Origin of the sequence: Streptomyces spiroverticillatus (assembly GCA_014650415.1) — a bacterium.
GTDB lineage: Bacteria > Actinomycetota > Actinomycetes > Streptomycetales > Streptomycetaceae > Streptomyces > Streptomyces spiroverticillatus.
Genome location: BMUX01000016.1, coordinates 161,414 through 175,335 on the forward strand (window position 1 = coordinate 161,414; position 13,922 = coordinate 175,335).

General features: G+C 69.9%; 14 protein-coding genes. 7 read left to right on the top strand and 7 right to left on the bottom strand.

The annotated features are described in order from the left end of the window. Window positions 1–32 precede the first annotated feature (32 nt). The 5 genes from IE269_RS33050 to folE all read left to right on the top strand — a co-directional run bounded on the left by IE269_RS33050 (window position 33) and on the right by folE (window position 5,959). Window positions 33–1,172, top strand: a complete 1,140-nt coding sequence (locus IE269_RS33050) for a zinc-dependent metalloprotease (protein WP_189826929.1) — start codon at window positions 33–35, stop codon at window positions 1,170–1,172. Window positions 1,173–1,359: 187 nt separating this feature from the next. After that, on the top strand, window positions 1,360–2,379 hold the full coding sequence (tilS, locus tag IE269_RS33055) for a tRNA lysidine(34) synthetase TilS (RefSeq protein WP_189826930.1): 1,020 nt from the start codon (window positions 1,360–1,362) through the stop codon (window positions 2,377–2,379). Between the two features lie 29 nt (window positions 2,380–2,408). Next, window positions 2,409–2,969, top strand: coding sequence for a hypoxanthine phosphoribosyltransferase (hpt, locus tag IE269_RS33060; RefSeq protein ID WP_189826931.1), 561 nt, complete (start codon window positions 2,409–2,411; stop codon window positions 2,967–2,969). Between the two features lie 230 nt (window positions 2,970–3,199). After that, a complete protein-coding gene (ftsH, locus tag IE269_RS33065) occupies window positions 3,200–5,233 on the top strand; it encodes an ATP-dependent zinc metalloprotease FtsH (RefSeq protein ID WP_189826932.1) in 2,034 nt (677 codons plus the stop codon). A gap of 120 nt (window positions 5,234–5,353) precedes the next feature. Next, the gene (gene folE / locus IE269_RS33070; RefSeq protein ID WP_189827004.1) at window positions 5,354–5,959 is read left to right on the top strand and encodes a GTP cyclohydrolase I FolE; all 606 of its coding nucleotides are present in this window, start codon (window positions 5,354–5,356) and stop codon (window positions 5,957–5,959) included. Between the two features lie 26 nt (window positions 5,960–5,985). Here folE and IE269_RS33075 read toward each other — a convergent pair whose 3' ends face one another. The 6 genes from IE269_RS33075 to IE269_RS33100 form a co-directional block, all read right to left on the bottom strand. Then, window positions 5,986–6,471: a DUF3180 domain-containing protein gene (locus IE269_RS33075; RefSeq protein WP_189826933.1), complete on the bottom strand. Its 486-nt coding sequence runs from the start codon at window positions 6,469–6,471 to the stop codon at window positions 5,986–5,988. An 87-nt stretch (window positions 6,472–6,558) separates the two neighbouring features. Beyond that, window positions 6,559–7,158, bottom strand: coding sequence for a 2-amino-4-hydroxy-6-hydroxymethyldihydropteridine diphosphokinase (folK, locus tag IE269_RS33080; RefSeq protein ID WP_189826934.1), 600 nt, complete (start codon window positions 7,156–7,158; stop codon window positions 6,559–6,561). Next, window positions 7,155–7,514, bottom strand: coding sequence for a dihydroneopterin aldolase (gene folB, locus IE269_RS33085; RefSeq protein ID WP_189826935.1), 360 nt, complete (start codon window positions 7,512–7,514; stop codon window positions 7,155–7,157). Before folB ends, folK begins: the two co-directional genes overlap by 4 nt. A 232-nt stretch (window positions 7,515–7,746) precedes the next feature. Further along, complete coding sequence (locus tag IE269_RS33090) at window positions 7,747–8,199, bottom strand: nuclear transport factor 2 family protein (protein ID WP_189826936.1); 453 nt, start codon at window positions 8,197–8,199, stop codon at window positions 7,747–7,749. Continuing rightward, window positions 8,196–9,134, bottom strand: a complete 939-nt coding sequence (gene folP / locus IE269_RS33095) for a dihydropteroate synthase (protein ID WP_189826937.1) — start codon at window positions 9,132–9,134, stop codon at window positions 8,196–8,198. Before folP ends, IE269_RS33090 begins: the two co-directional genes overlap by 4 nt. Before the next feature lie 16 nt (window positions 9,135–9,150). Further along, entirely contained in the window at window positions 9,151–9,636 is a 486-nt protein-coding gene (locus IE269_RS33100; RefSeq protein WP_189826938.1) for a MarR family winged helix-turn-helix transcriptional regulator, read from the bottom strand. A 174-nt stretch (window positions 9,637–9,810) separates the two neighbouring features. On the opposite strand from IE269_RS33100, the gene IE269_RS33105 reads away from it, so the two are divergent. Beyond that, window positions 9,811–10,737 carry an NADP-dependent oxidoreductase gene (locus tag IE269_RS33105; RefSeq protein WP_189826939.1) on the top strand — a complete coding sequence of 309 codons (927 nt, stop codon included), beginning with the start codon at window positions 9,811–9,813 and terminating at the stop codon, window positions 10,735–10,737. Window positions 10,738–10,806: 69 nt separating this feature from the next. Here the strand turns inward: IE269_RS33105 and IE269_RS33110 are convergent, their stop codons facing one another. Then, entirely contained in the window at window positions 10,807–12,654 is a 1,848-nt protein-coding gene (locus IE269_RS33110; RefSeq protein ID WP_189826940.1) for a phosphatidylglycerol lysyltransferase domain-containing protein, read from the bottom strand. 148 nt (window positions 12,655–12,802) lie between these two features. Here IE269_RS33110 and IE269_RS33115 point away from each other — a divergent pair, with 148 nt between their 5' ends. Next, the gene (locus IE269_RS33115; protein WP_189826941.1) at window positions 12,803–13,918 is read left to right on the top strand and encodes an alpha/beta hydrolase; all 1,116 of its coding nucleotides are present in this window, start codon (window positions 12,803–12,805) and stop codon (window positions 13,916–13,918) included. The last annotated feature ends 4 nt before the right edge of the window (window positions 13,919–13,922 follow it).

The window sequence follows — 13,922 nt, forward strand, 5'->3', positions numbered from 1 at the left end:
CGCCGCACCACTCGGCAACGTACGGTTGACGCATGACGAGCCTCGGTGGTGCAGCCTCATCAGGGATGGTCGACTGGAAGCTCGCGGTCGCGACCGCGACCCGATTCGTACGGCCAGGACCGGACATCAGCCGGGACGAGGCGCGCGCCGTCGTCGCGGAGCTGCGCCGGCACGCGAAGGCCTCCGAGGAACATGTGCGTGCGTTCACCCGGATGATCCCCGAGGGGCACGAGCCCGAGGACACCCCGGTCCTGGTCGTCGACCGGGCCGGCTGGGTGAAGGCCAACGTCGCGGGCTTCAGGGAACTGCTCAAGCCGCTCCTGAAGAAGATGGAGGAGCGTCGCAGCTCCACCCCCGGCGGCGCGGTGCTCGGCGCGGTCGGCGGCAAGGTGACCGGCGTCGAGGTCGGGATGCTGCTGTCGTTCCTGTCCTCGCGGGTGCTCGGTCAGTACGAGACCTTCGCCCCCGCCACCCGCGACCTGCCCTCCGGCGAGAACGGCGGCGGACGGCTGCTGCTGGTCGCCCCGAACATCGTCCACGTGGAGCGCGAGCTGGAGGTCGATCCGCACGACTTCCGGCTGTGGGTGTGCCTGCACGAGGAGACCCACCGCACCCAGTTCACGGCCGTGCCGTGGCTGCGCGACCACCTGGAGGGCGAGATCCAGGCCTTCCTGAGCGAGACCGACGTCGACCCGATGACGCTCCTGGAGCGGGTCAGGGAAGCGGTGCAGTCCTTCTCGGGAAGCCGTCCGGAGGGCGAGGAGGACGAGGGCGGCCGCAGCCTGGTCGAACTGGTGCAGAGCCCGGCCCAGCGGGAGATCCTCGGGCGCCTCACCGCCGTGATGTCGCTGCTCGAAGGACACGCGGACTACGTCATGGACGGCGTCGGCCCGCAGGTCGTGCCCTCCGTCGCGGAGATCCGGGAGAAGTTCCAGCAGCGCCGCGCCAAGGGCGCCTCCCGGCTCGACCTCGCGCTGCGCAGGCTGCTCGGCATGGACGCCAAGCTGCGCCAGTACCGGGACGGCGAAAGGTTCGTCCGCGCGGTCGTCGAGGAGGTCGGCATGGACGGCTTCAACCGGATCTGGACCTCTCCGAACACGCTCCCGACCAAGTCCGAGATCGCCAAACCGGCGGACTGGGTCGCGAGGGTGCACCGTAAGGGAGAAGCGTGAAACCGGTGCGTGCGACGGCAGGAACGGTAAGAGAAACGCTCCCTAAATCACCCATCTGAGGGACCGTAAGCGCTGGGTAGGCGTGCAATGCTCGGGTAACCGCTCGTTTCTGTCACCATCTACGCACTCTCAGTGACAGAGGCGTCCTCCTCCCGAGGCACCCCAACTCCACCGAAGGGCACCGGACATGGGTCCCCATCCTGCGGTCGCGGCGATACGCCTGGCGGTCCGCCGCGTACTCCACGACGTACTCAACGACCACCGTGCACACCATGACCCGCACGAGACGGCCACCCCGCCGCTCGTGCTCGTGGCCTGCTCCGGCGGCGCCGACTCCATGGCGCTCGCCTCCGCACTCGCCTTCGAGGCGCCCAAGCTGGGCGTCCGCGCGGGCGGCATCACCGTCGACCACAACCTCCAGGCGGGCTCCGGCACCCGGGCCGCCGAGGTGGTCGCCCGCATGACCGCGCTCGGCCTCACCCCCGCCGAGGCCGTCTCGGTGACCGTGGGACGGGCGGGCGGCCCCGAGGCCGCCGCCCGCGACGCCCGGTACGCGGCCCTCGACGGCGCCGCCCAGCGGCACCAGGCGGCCGCGATCCTCCTCGGCCACACCCGCGACGACCAGGCCGAGACCGTCCTCCTCGGCCTCGCCCGCGGCTCCGGCACCCGGTCCCTGTCCGGAATGGCGGCCGTCTCGGGGGCGGCCGGCCGTTACCGCCGCCCCTTCCTCCAGCTCGACCGGCAGACCGCCCGCAAGGCCTGCATGGTCCAGTCCCTGCCCGTCTGGGACGACCCGCACAACGCCGACCCCGCCTACACCCGCTCCCGGCTCCGCCAGGAGGGCCTGCCCGCCCTGGAGAAGGCGCTCGGCAAGGGCGTCGTCGAGGCCCTCGCCCGGACGGCCCAGCTCTCCCGCGACGACGCGGACGCCCTCGACCACTGGGCGGCCGAGGCGGACCGTTCCGTCAGGGACGACACCGGCCGCCTGGAGTGCGCCAAGCTCTACGCGCTGCCGCCCGCGGTGCGCCGCCGGGTGCTCCGCAAAGCGGTCATCGAGGTGGGCTCGCCCGCCGGATCTCTCTTCGCCCGGCACATCGAGGAGGTGGACCGGCTGATCACCGGATGGCGGGGGCAGGGGGTCATCAACCTCCCCGGCCGGGTGGAGGCTCAGCGGCAGGGTGGCAGACTGGTCATTCGGCAGGGCTGATTCGGCAGGGCCGAAGTTCTACGAAAGTGATGCGGGTGGACGCGAACGACATGGGCACCGACCTCAAGTCGGTGCTCATCACCAAGGAAGAGATCGACGCGAAGCTGGCCGAGCTGGCGGCGCAGGTCGATGCGGAGTACGCGGGCAAGGACCTGCTCATCGTCGGTGTCCTCAAGGGCGCCGTGATGGTGATGGCGGACCTGGCGCGTGCGCTGTCCACCCCGCTCACCATGGACTGGATGGCGGTGTCCTCGTACGGCGCGGGCACCCAGTCCTCCGGTGTGGTCCGGATCCTCAAGGACCTGGACACCGACATCAAGGGCAAGCACGTCCTGATCGTCGAGGACATCATCGACTCCGGCCTGACGCTGTCGTGGCTGCTGTCGAACCTCGGCTCGCGCGAGCCGGCCTCCCTCAACGTGTGCACTCTGCTGCGCAAGCCGGAGGCCGCGAAGGTCGCCATCGACGTGAAGTGGGTCGGTTTCGACATTCCGAATGAGTTTGTCGTCGGATACGGCCTGGATTACGCCGAGAAGTACCGCAATCTCCCCTTCGTCGGCACTCTCGCGCCGCACGTCTACGGGGGCTGACACCCCGCAGGACCCCGTCGGCCGGGCCCCGTCCGGCCCCCCGGGACACCTCAGGGCCATATCGGGGAACCCTCGCGCAATTCCCGCCGTTGGAGCAGGGGAAGGCAGCTTTGTCAGCCGTCCCCTGCGGTCGCGGGTGACAATGCTGGGGTACCGTCCGAAGAACAGTCTTTTATTCAGCGGCATTTACCTACGGGCAGGAGGGACGGGGCGCAGTTCGCCCCGTATGGATGGACGTGAAGCGATACTTCCGTGGGCCGGTCATGTGGATCGTGCTGGCCGTCCTCGCCGTGGTCGTGCTGATGCAGGTCGTCGGCTCGTCTGGCGGCTACAAGACGGTCGACACCGGCAAGGTCATCCAGGCGATCGACACCGACAAGGTTCGTTCGGTCAAACTGACCACTGGTGACGAACAGATCATCAAGGTGGAGCTGAAGGACGGCCAGAAGGTCGACGACAGCACCAAGATCCAGGCGAGCTACATCGGGGACCAGGGCTCCAAGCTCGCCGCGAAGCTCGACCAGAAAATCGAACAGGGCAAGCTCGACAAGGGCTACACGGTCACCCCGACCAAGCAGAACGCCTTCGTCGGGATCCTGCTCTCCCTGCTGCCCTTCGTCCTGATCGTCGTCGTCTTCCTGTTCCTGATGAATCAGATGCAGGGCGGCGGCTCCCGGGTCATGCAGTTCGGGAAGTCCAAGGCGAAGCTCATCACCAAGGACACCCCGAAGACGACCTTCGCCGACGTGGCCGGGTCCGACGAGGCGGTCGAGGAGCTCCACGAGATCAAGGAGTTCCTCCAGGAGCCGGCGAAGTTCCAGGCCGTCGGCGCCAAGATCCCCAAGGGCGTGCTGCTGTACGGCCCGCCCGGCACCGGCAAGACGCTCCTCGCGCGCGCCGTCGCCGGCGAGGCGGGGGTCCCCTTCTACTCCATCTCGGGTTCCGACTTCGTCGAGATGTTCGTGGGTGTCGGCGCCTCGCGTGTCCGTGACCTCTTCGAGCAGGCCAAGGCGAACGCCCCGGCGATCGTCTTCGTCGACGAGATCGACGCCGTCGGCCGCCACCGCGGCGCCGGCATGGGCGGCGGTCACGACGAGCGCGAGCAGACGCTCAACCAGCTGCTCGTCGAGATGGACGGCTTCGACGTGAAGGGCGGCGTCATCCTGATCGCCGCCACCAACCGCCCGGACATCCTCGACCCGGCGCTGCTGCGCCCGGGCCGTTTCGACCGGCAGATCGCGGTCGACCGTCCGGACATGCAGGGCCGTCTGGAGATCCTCAAGGTCCACCAGAAGGGCAAGCCGGTCGCCCCGGACGTGGACCTGGGCGCTGTTGCCCGTCGTACGCCCGGCTTCACGGGCGCGGACCTGTCGAACGTGCTGAACGAGGCCGCGCTGCTCACCGCGCGCAGCAACCAGAAGCTGATCGACAACCACATGCTCGACGAGGCGATCGACCGCGTCGTGGCGGGCCCGCAGAAGCGGACCCGGATCATGTCCGACAAGGAAAAGAAGATCACCGCGTACCACGAGGGCGGTCACGCCCTGGTCGCGGCGGCCTCCCCGAACTCGGACCCGGTCCACAAGATCACGATCCTGTCCCGCGGCCGGGCACTGGGCTACACCATGGTCCTGCCCGACGAGGACAAGTACTCGACCACCCGCAACGAGATGCTCGACCAGCTGGCGTACATGCTGGGTGGCCGCGCCGCCGAGGAACTGGTCTTCCACGACCCGACCACCGGCGCCGCGAACGACATCGAGAAGGCCACCGGCACGGCCCGCGCGATGGTCACCCAGTACGGCATGACCGAGCGCCTCGGCGCGATCAAGTTCGGCGGCGACAACACCGAGCCTTTCCTGGGCCGGGACATGACGCACCAGCGCGACTACTCGGAAGAGGTCGCCGCGCTCGTCGACGAAGAGGTCAAGAAGCTCATCGAGACCGCGCACAACGAGGCGTGGGAGATCCTGGTCGAGAACCGCGACGTCCTCGACAACCTCGTTCTGGCCCTCCTGGAGAAGGAGACGCTGAACAAGGAGCAGATCGCCGAGATCTTCCAGCCGATCGTGAAGCGCCCGGCCCGCCCCGCGTGGACCGGTTCTTCCCGCCGGACGCCCTCCACGCGCCCGCCGGTGCTCTCGCCCAAGGAGCTGGCCCTCACCAACGGTGCGGCCAACGGCACGACGCCCGCGATCACCTCGGTGACCAAGGACGCCACGCCGGCCGAGGCGGTCCCGGAGGAGCGCCCGGAGAACAGCTAGTCCCGTTCCGTCGCCGGTGTCACACCGGCCCGGAATGGATGCCGCGACCCCCAGGTTTTAGCCTGGGGGTCGCGGCATTCTTGTATGCCTGCGCGGATGAACCACAGGAACGAGGCACTGATGACCGACCCGGTGACGCTGGACGGCGAGGCCACCATCGGCGAGTTCGACGAGAAGCGCGCCGAGAACGCGGTGCGCGAGCTCCTCATCGCCGTCGGAGAGGACCCCGACCGCGAGGGCCTGCGGGCGACTCCGGGGCGGGTGGCGCGGGCGTACAAGGAGATATACGCGGGCCTGTGGCAGAAGCCCGAGGACGTCCTGACGACGACGTTCGACCTGGGTCACGACGAGATGGTTCTGGTCAAGGACATCGAGGTCATGTCCAGCTGTGAGCACCACCTGGTCCCGTTCCACGGCGTCGCCCACGTCGGCTACATCCCGTCCTCCGACGGCAAGATCACCGGCCTGTCGAAGCTGGCCCGCCTCGTGGACGTCTTCGCACGCCGCCCGCAGGTGCAGGAGCGGCTGACCACCCAGGTGGCCGACTCGCTGATGGAGATCCTGGAGCCGCGCGGCGTGATCGTCGTCGTGGAGTGCGAGCACATGTGCATGACGATGCGCGGAGTCCGCAAGCCGGGCGCCAAGACCATCACCTCGGCGGTGCGCGGCCAGCTCCGCGACCCCGCCACCCGGGCCGAGGCGATGAGCCTGATCATGGCCCGCTGAGGATTTCTCCGTACGTACGAAGGGGCTCAGGCGGCGTCGGCCGCCGGGGCCCCTTCGTCGTCGTCCGGGAGGCGCAGGACGCGCTCCAGGAAGAAGGCGGCGGCGACCACCGCCGCGCCCGCCAGGACCGAGAAGCCCGCGTAGAGGGCCTGGTCGCGGCGGGCGGGGAGGTCGAGGGCCTCGGTGAGCAGGTGGACGCCCACGCCGCCGTACAGACCGGCGACGAGGGCGGCGACCAGGGCGCTGGCCTGGCCGAAGACGACCGCGCGGGCGGCCATCATCGGGTCGACGCCCTTGGCGCCGGGCCGGCGCTCGCGCTGGGCGCGCAGCCGGGAGCGCATGGAGAGGGCCGTCGCCAGCAGCACGGCGGCGATCAGTGCCAGCACGATCGGGGCCGCGACCGGCACGCCGGGCAGCGTGTCGATCGAGGCCCACAGCCGGGCGCCCGCCCAGGACAGCACCCCGGCCGCGGCGAACAGGCCGATCAGCACTCCGAGCCGTAGTTGCTTCACGAAGCTCCGCTTTCCGTCATGTCGTCGTCACCCGTGTCCGTACCTCGTCTGGGTCCGTACGACACCAGTGTCGTATGACATCAACGCTTACTCGGGCAGTCGGAGTTCCAGGTCGGCGCGGGCTTGTACGCCTTCGGTGGAGACGGCGGCCAGCAGCTCGGCGACCGTGCCGCGGCCGGGGAGCTGGGCCTCGGGGTCCACGTCGTGCCAGGGGGCCAGCACGAAGCCGCGCTCGTGGGCCCGGGGGTGGGGGAGGGTGAGGACCGGATCGTCGGAGACCACGTTGGCGTACGACAGGATGTCGATGTCGATCGTGCGCGGGCCCCAGCGCTCCTCGCGGACCCGGTCGAAGGCCTCCTCGATGGCCTGGCCGCGCTCCAGCAGGGAGGCCGGGGGGAGGGTGGTCTTCACCAGGGCGACCGCGTTGAAGTACGAGGGCTGGGAGCCGCTCTCGACGCCCCACGGCTCCGTCTCGTACACCGGGGAGACCGCCTTGACGCGGACGCCCGGGGTGTCCTCCAGGAGGTCCACCGCGCCCTGGAGGGTCTCCAGGCGGTTGCCGAGGTTGGAGCCGAGGCCGATCACGGCCCACTTGGGGTTGGAGAGGGTGATGTCGGCGGCGTCGACCTGCTCCGTGACCGAGGTGGGAACCGGCTGGACGGTGGGGTCGCTCTGCATGGGCTTCATACACGGCTCCGGGTGATGGTGATGGTCACGTCGTCGAAGGGGACGGTGATCGGGGCGTCGGGCTTGTGGACCGTCACCTCGACCTCCTCGACCCCGTCGTGCTTGAGGCACTGCTGGGCGATCCGCTCGGCGAGCGTCTCGATCAGGTTGACCGGCTCGCCCTGGACGACCTCGACGACCTCCTCGGCGACCACGCCGTAGTGGACGGTCTTCGTCAGGTCGTCGTCGGCTGCGGCGGGACGGGTGTCCAGGCCGAGGACGAGGTCCACGATGAAGGTCTGGCCCTCTTCGCGTTCCCTGGGGAACACGCCGTGGTGCCCACGGGCCTTGAGGCCGCGCAGCGCGACACGATCCACGCGAATCACTCCTGCTGTTCGTAGTCATCGGGGGTCCGTGCCGTATGCGGGCGGCACATCACCTGAGAACCGAATCTACCTGCGAGCACTGACAGACCCTGCCCGCGGGTCGCGTGGAGGGCGTGCCTCCGGTGGATTCTGTGGTGCTTCTACCCACGCTTTGTGTGGATTCGCCGTCCCTCGGGAGGAGGAATCGAAGGGAGGGGGTTTCACCGGGTCGTGCCGTGGAGCCTCAGGAGTCGTCGGCGCCCTCGTCGTCATCCGCGTCGGCCAGCACGGGCGAGCCGTGGTGCGCCCACAGCCGCCAGCCGTCCGGGGTGCGCCGGAAGGCGTTGGTGGCGACCACCAGCTGGCCGACCAGCGGACCCAGCTCGCCGCTCTCCTCGTCGGCGGGGCCGCCGCTGAGGATGTTCTCGGTGCAGGTCACCAGGGCCGTGTCGGCCATCACGGAGACCTTCACGTCGGTGAGGAAGAACTGGATGTAGTCCGTGTGCGCCATGATCAGCGCGTACGAGCGGAGGACTTCGCCGCGCCCGGAGAGCACCGGCCAGCCGGGGTGCACGCAGGAGATCTCGTCGTCCAGCCAGAGCGCGGACAGCTCCTCGAAGTCACCGCGCTCCAGGCATTCGTAGAACGCCGTGTTGGCCAGCTCGACCTGCTCGATGTCGGTGCCTCGGGGGGTCACCGGGGGCCTGCCGCTGATGTGCTCGTACGTTGCCGACGGGCGCCGGCGACGGCGCGTGCGACCCGGACCGCGTCGGCGGTGGCCCGCACCTCGTGCACCCGCACCGCCCAGGCGCCCTCGTGCGCGGCGATGGCGGAGACGGCGGCGGTGGCGGCGTCGCGTTCACGGGCGGGCGGCGGGGCGGCGCCCTCGCCGGCCAGGACGTGGCCGAGGAAGCGCTTGCGGGAGGCGGCGACCAGCAGGGGCAGGCCCAGGGTGCGCAGGTCGCCGAGGTGGGCGAGGAGGGCGAGGTCGTGTTCGGCCTGCTTGGCGAAGCCGAGGCCGGGGTCGACGACGATGCGGCTCGGGTCGATGCCGCCCGCGACGACGGCGTCCACCCGGGTGCGGAGTTCGGCGAGGACTTCGGCGACGACGTCCTCGTACACCGCGAGGCTGTTCATGTTCTCGCTGAAGCCGCGCCAGTGCATGACGACGAAGGGGGCTCCGGTGGCGGCGACGGCCGGGATCATGGCCGGGTCGGCGAGGCCGCCGCTGACGTCGTTGACCAGCACCGCGCCGGCGGCGACGGCCTGTTCGGCGACGGTGGCGCGCATGGTGTCGACGGAGACGGTCACGCCCTCGGAGACCAGGCCGCGCACCACGGGCACGACCCGCTTCAGCTCCTCGTCGGCGTCGACGCGGCTGGCTCCGGGGCGGGTGGACTCGCCGCCCACGTCGACCAGGTCGGCGCCCTCCGCGACCAGGGCGAGGCCGCGCTTGACGGCCGCGGCGGTGTCGAACCAGCGGCCGCCGTCGGAGAAGGAGTCCGGCGTGACGTTGACGACCCCCATGACCGCGCAGCGGTCCCACTGGGGAAGACCCGTGGGAGAGGCCGCGGAGCCCTCGGGGAGTCCTTCCGGCAGTCCATCGGCGGGGCGCGTGCGCAACGTACTCATGCGCCAAGCGTAGGCGTCAGCGGGTGTTCTCCGGACCGCTCCTGCCGTCGGGGAAAACCCGGCCCAGGAGTGTGAAGAGGGCGGTGCGCTCCGAGTCGTCCAGGGTGTCCAGGGCGTCCAGTGTGGTGTGCATGCGGGCGCGGATGGCGTCGATGGTGACCTCGCCGGCGACGGTCAGGACGACGTTCTTGACGCGGCGGTCGGTGGGGCTGGGCTCGCGGCGCACCAGTTCGCGCTTCTCCAGCCGGTCGACGATGCCGGTGATGTTGGAGGCGTCACAGGCCAGCAGTGTGGCGAGGGCGCGCATCGGGGCAGGCGAGTAGCGCAGCACGCTGAGTGCCTTGGCCTGGCTGGGGGTGAGTGACTCGGTGGCGGCGGCGAGGGTGAAGTCGCCGTAGTAGAGGCCGAAGGCCCCGGCCAGCCGGTCGACGAGCTCGGCCTTGCTGGGCGGGGTGGTTCCGTCCTGGGATGCGGGGGCCGGGTGCGGCGGGTTGGCTGGCATGGCAATGAGTGTACGCCGGGAAACTTGACCATCTCAATGATTGAGGCTTACCGTTCCAGGTATTGCTTGAGATGCTCAAGTGTTGAGATCGCGGAGTTTCGTGGATGCGGAGCTTCGGCATCGTGGAGTTTCGCGACAGCGGAGTTTCGCGACAGCAGAGTTTGGAGTCATTCGATGAAGGCCATTACGTACAGCTCCTACGGCAGCCCCGACGTCCTGGAGTACGTCGAGCGGCCCGAGCCCAAGCTGGGCCCGGACTCCGTGCTGATCAAGGTCAAGGCGGCCTCGGTCAACCCGGTCGACTGGAAGATCCTCGGCGGCTACCTGGATCCGGTGCTGGACGCCGTTTTCCCGGTCGTGCCCGGCTGGGACGTGGCGGGAGTCGTCGAGAAGGCCGGTGCGGCGGTGACCGAGTACGCGGCGGGGGACGAGGTCGTCGGTTACGTACGGGAGGACCTCGTGGGACGGGGCACCTTCGCGGAGTACGTGGCGGCCCCCGTGCGGACGCTGGCGCGCAAGCCGGCGAACGTGAGCTTCGAGGAGGCGGCCGGGCTGCCGCTGGCCGGGCTCACGGCGTACCAGGCGCTGGTGAAGAGCCTGAAGGTGAAGTCAGGGGAGACCGTGCTGGTGCACGCGGCGGCCGGCGGCGTCGGCTCGCTGGCGGTGCAGATCGCGCGGGCGCTCGGGGTGAAGGTCGTCGGTACCGCGAGCGAGCGCAACCACGACTACCTGCGGTCGCTCGGCGCGGTTCCCGTCGCGTACGGGGACGGGCTGGAGGAGCGGGTGCGGGAGGTCGCGCCCGGCGGGGTGGACGCGGTGCTCGACCTGGTGGGCGGGGAGGCGCTCCAGGTGTCGCCGTCGCTGCTGGCCGAGGGCGGGCGGCTGGCGTCCATCGCGGACGGCGCGGTGACCGGGCTGGGCGGGACGTACGTCTTCGTCCGGCCGGACACGGCGGACCTCACCGAGCTGGGGGCGCTCGTGGAGCGGGGAGAGCTGAAGATCGAGGTGGCGTCGGTGTACCCGCTGGAGAGGGCCGCGGACGCCTTCAGGGAGAGCATGGGCGGGCACACGCGGGGGAAGATCGCGATTCGGGTGGCGTAGGGCCCGTACGACAGTGGCCGGGAACGGGACCGCACCTCGGTGCGGTCCCGTTCCCGGCCAGTTGTCGCCCTACGCGACCCGTTCCACCTCGCGGACCGGCTGGGCCGGTACATGGGCGCACGGCTGGGGGCCGCGGCGGACCGATGCCTTGCGGCGCAGGAAGCCGGGGAGGGCGAGGGTGACGAAGCCCTCCGCCTGCATCGCGGCGAAGCCGATGCGGGGCAGGTCCCGCGTGGTGCGGAAGACCACGAAGCGGGGCTCCCAGCGGGGGCGGAACTTCGCGTTGAACTTGTACAGGGACTCGATCTGGAACCAGCGGGACAGGAAGACGAGCAGGCCGCGCCAGCCCCGCAGGACCGGTCCCGCGCCCAGCTTCTCGCCGCGGGCCAGGGCCGAGCGGAACATCGCGAAGTTCAGCGAGACCTTCCTGATGCCGAGGGAGGGGGCGGCGGTCAGGGAGGCGACGATGAGGAGTTCGTTCATGCCCGGGTCGGCGCTGCGGTCGCGGCGCATCAGGTCCAGGGACATGCCGTCGGGGCCCCAGGGGACGAAGTGCAGGACGGCCTTCAGGTCGCCGTAGGGGCCGGGCTCGGCGCCCTCCTCGTCGGCCTTGTGGGCGGTGGCGATGAAGCAGTCCTCGTCGCCCGGCTCACCCACGCGGCCCAGCGCCATCGAGAAACCGCGCTCCGTCTCCGTACCGCGCCAGTCGGCGGCGGCGCGGCGGATGCGGATCAGCTCTTCCTCGTCCAGGTCGCCGACGCGGCGTACGCGGGTCTCGTAGCCGTTGCGCTCGATGCGCTTGACCATCTGGCGCACGTTGCGCATCGCGCGGCCGGTGAGGGAGAAGTCGGGGACGTCGACGATCGCCTCGTCGCCCAGCTCCAGGGCGTCCAGGCCCGTCTCGCGGGTCCAGACCTCGCCGCCCGTCTCCGAGCAGCCCATCACGGCCGGCGTCCAGGAGTGGGCCTTGGCCTCCTCCATGAAGCGCTCGATGGCGCCCGGCCAGGCCTCGACGTCGCCGATCGGGTCGCCGCTGGCCAGCATCACGCCGGAGACCACCCGGTAGGTGACGGCCGCCTTGCCCGAGGGGGAGAAGACCGCCGCCTTGTCGTGGCGCAGCGCGAAGTGGCCGAGAGAGTCGCGGTCACCGTGCTTGGCGAGCAGGGCGCGCAGCTGCGTCTCGTCCTCCTCGGTGAGGCGGGCGGCCGGGTGCTCGGGGCGGAAGGCCAGGTAGACCGTGGTGATCGCGGTGATCCAGCCGAGCGCGCCGAGGGAGTAGCCGACCGTCCAGGAGACCTGTCCGCCGTACGACAGCGGCCCCTCGAAGCCCACCAGCCCGTACAGCACGTGCTCCAGGCGCTCCAGCAGGCTCGGGTCGCCGATCAGCTTCCTCGGGTGCGAACTGACGATCAGCAGGCCCAGTGCGAGGGAGCCGATCAGCATCACGACGAAGTTGGTGAGCGCCTTCCAGCGGCTGCGCGGGTCCGGCAGCGCGGCGAATTCACTCCGATGGACTATCAGCAGCGCCAGGAGTGCGAGGGCGATCAGCACACCGAGGACGGAGTGCCGGTACGTGTACTGGGCGACCGCTCCGACGGGCAGCAGGAACACCACCGAGCGCCAGGCCCGGCGCTTGCGCCGCTTGAGCCCGTGCGCCAGCAGCAGGAGCAGCACGCCCACGGTGAGCGAGAACGCGGCCGCGAACGGCCCGAACGTCCCCGGCAGCACCTCGGCCAGGCTGTGCATGCGGCTGTGCCGGAAACGGGGGAAGACCCCGGCGGCGATGTCGAGCAGGCCCACGATCATGACGGCCGCGCCCACCAGCGAAGGGACCGACTCGGGACGGGGTCCGCGCAGGACCCGCCGAACCCGATCCGGAACCGCTCCGGACTTATCCCCATCTATTCTGATTGACATCGCTTCCCGAGGTTCCGCGAGAGGTTTTGTGCCCGTGGAACCTGGAGAAGGTCCGTCCGGACATTGTGCGTTCACTAGGACGGCGCTTGCGGGAGGTGGGTTCACTCAGCTCTCAGGAAATTCTCAGCCAGGAAGTAACGATCTCGACATGGGTCTCACCAGTACCAAGGTTCTCCTGCTCGCCGTTGTGGTGGCCGTACTGCTCTTCGCCGCCACGATCTGGCTCTGGCCGCGCCTGTCGGGGCGTACCTGGCGTTCCGTACTGGGCAGGATCGGCATGCTGCTGGCGACCCAGCTCGCACTGTTCGCAGCGGTCGGCCTCGCCGCGAACAAGTCGTTCCTCTTCTACGGCTCCTGGGCTGACCTCTTCGGGCAGGAGGACCAGATGGGTGTCGTCGTCGACCACGCGAGCGGCGGCGGCAGCAAGGAGGCCCAGCTCATCGGCACCCAGGCGATGGACGTGCCCGGCGGCAACAAGCCGGCCGTCGGCGGTCAGATACAGGAGGTGCGGATCGAGGGCCGCGCCTCCAAGATCGTCAGCCCGGCGTACGTCTACCTGCCGCCGGAGTACTTCCAGCCGGAGTTCAAGAAGAAGCAGTTCCCCGCCACGGTCGTGCTCACCGGCTACCCGGGCATCGCGATGAACCTGATCAAAGGGCTCCGCTACCCCCAGACCGCTCTGATGCAGGCCCGCGCGGGCAAGGCACAGCCGATGATCATGGTTCTGATGCGGCCGACCGTCGCACCGCCGCGCGACACCAACTGCGTGAACATCCCGAACGGCCCGCAGACCGAGACGTTCTTCGCCCAGGACCTGCCGCAGGCGATCTCCGCCTCGTACCGCGTGGGCACGAAGCCGCAGAACTGGGGCTTCATGGGGAACTCCACCGGCGGCTACTGCGCCCTGAAGATCGCCATGGCGCACCCGGACAAGTTCGCCGCGGGCGCCGGTCTCTCCCCGGACTACAAGGCGGCCGACGACCCCACGACCGGTGACCTCTTCGGCGGCGACGAGAACCTGAAGAAGCGCGCCAACCTGATCTGGGCGCTCGACCACCTGCCCGCGCCCAAGGTCTCCCTGCTGGTCACCACCAGCAAGAAGGGCGAGAGCAACAAGAAGCCGACGGCGGAGTTCATCAGCAAGGTGAAGCCGCCGACGAAGGTCTCCTCGATCACGCTCAACAGCGGCGGCCACAACTTCAACACCTGGAAGCGGGAGATCCCCGCCGTCATCGAGTGGATGAGCAAGAAGCTCACCGCCTGACGGA

Coding starts and splice junctions, on each gene's coding strand:
- folP (WP_189826937.1), bottom strand. CDS start 9,134: ATGAGTACGTTGCGCACGCGCCCCGCCGATGGACTGCCGGAAGGACTC.
- hpt (WP_189826931.1), top strand. CDS start 2,409: ATGCGGGTGGACGCGAACGACATGGGCACCGACCTCAAGTCGGTGCTC.
- IE269_RS33110 (WP_189826940.1), bottom strand. CDS start 12,654: ATGTCAATCAGAATAGATGGGGATAAGTCCGGAGCGGTTCCGGATCGG.
- IE269_RS33100 (WP_189826938.1), bottom strand. CDS start 9,636: ATGCCAGCCAACCCGCCGCACCCGGCCCCCGCATCCCAGGACGGAACC.
- folK (WP_189826934.1), bottom strand. CDS start 7,158: ATGAAGCCCATGCAGAGCGACCCCACCGTCCAGCCGGTTCCCACCTCG.
- tilS (WP_189826930.1), top strand. CDS start 1,360: ATGGGTCCCCATCCTGCGGTCGCGGCGATACGCCTGGCGGTCCGCCGC.
- IE269_RS33050 (WP_189826929.1), top strand. CDS start 33: ATGACGAGCCTCGGTGGTGCAGCCTCATCAGGGATGGTCGACTGGAAG.
- IE269_RS33115 (WP_189826941.1), top strand. CDS start 12,803: ATGGGTCTCACCAGTACCAAGGTTCTCCTGCTCGCCGTTGTGGTGGCC.
- IE269_RS33105 (WP_189826939.1), top strand. CDS start 9,811: ATGAAGGCCATTACGTACAGCTCCTACGGCAGCCCCGACGTCCTGGAG.
- folE (WP_189827004.1), top strand. CDS start 5,354: ATGACCGACCCGGTGACGCTGGACGGCGAGGCCACCATCGGCGAGTTC.
- ftsH (WP_189826932.1), top strand. CDS start 3,200: ATGGACGTGAAGCGATACTTCCGTGGGCCGGTCATGTGGATCGTGCTG.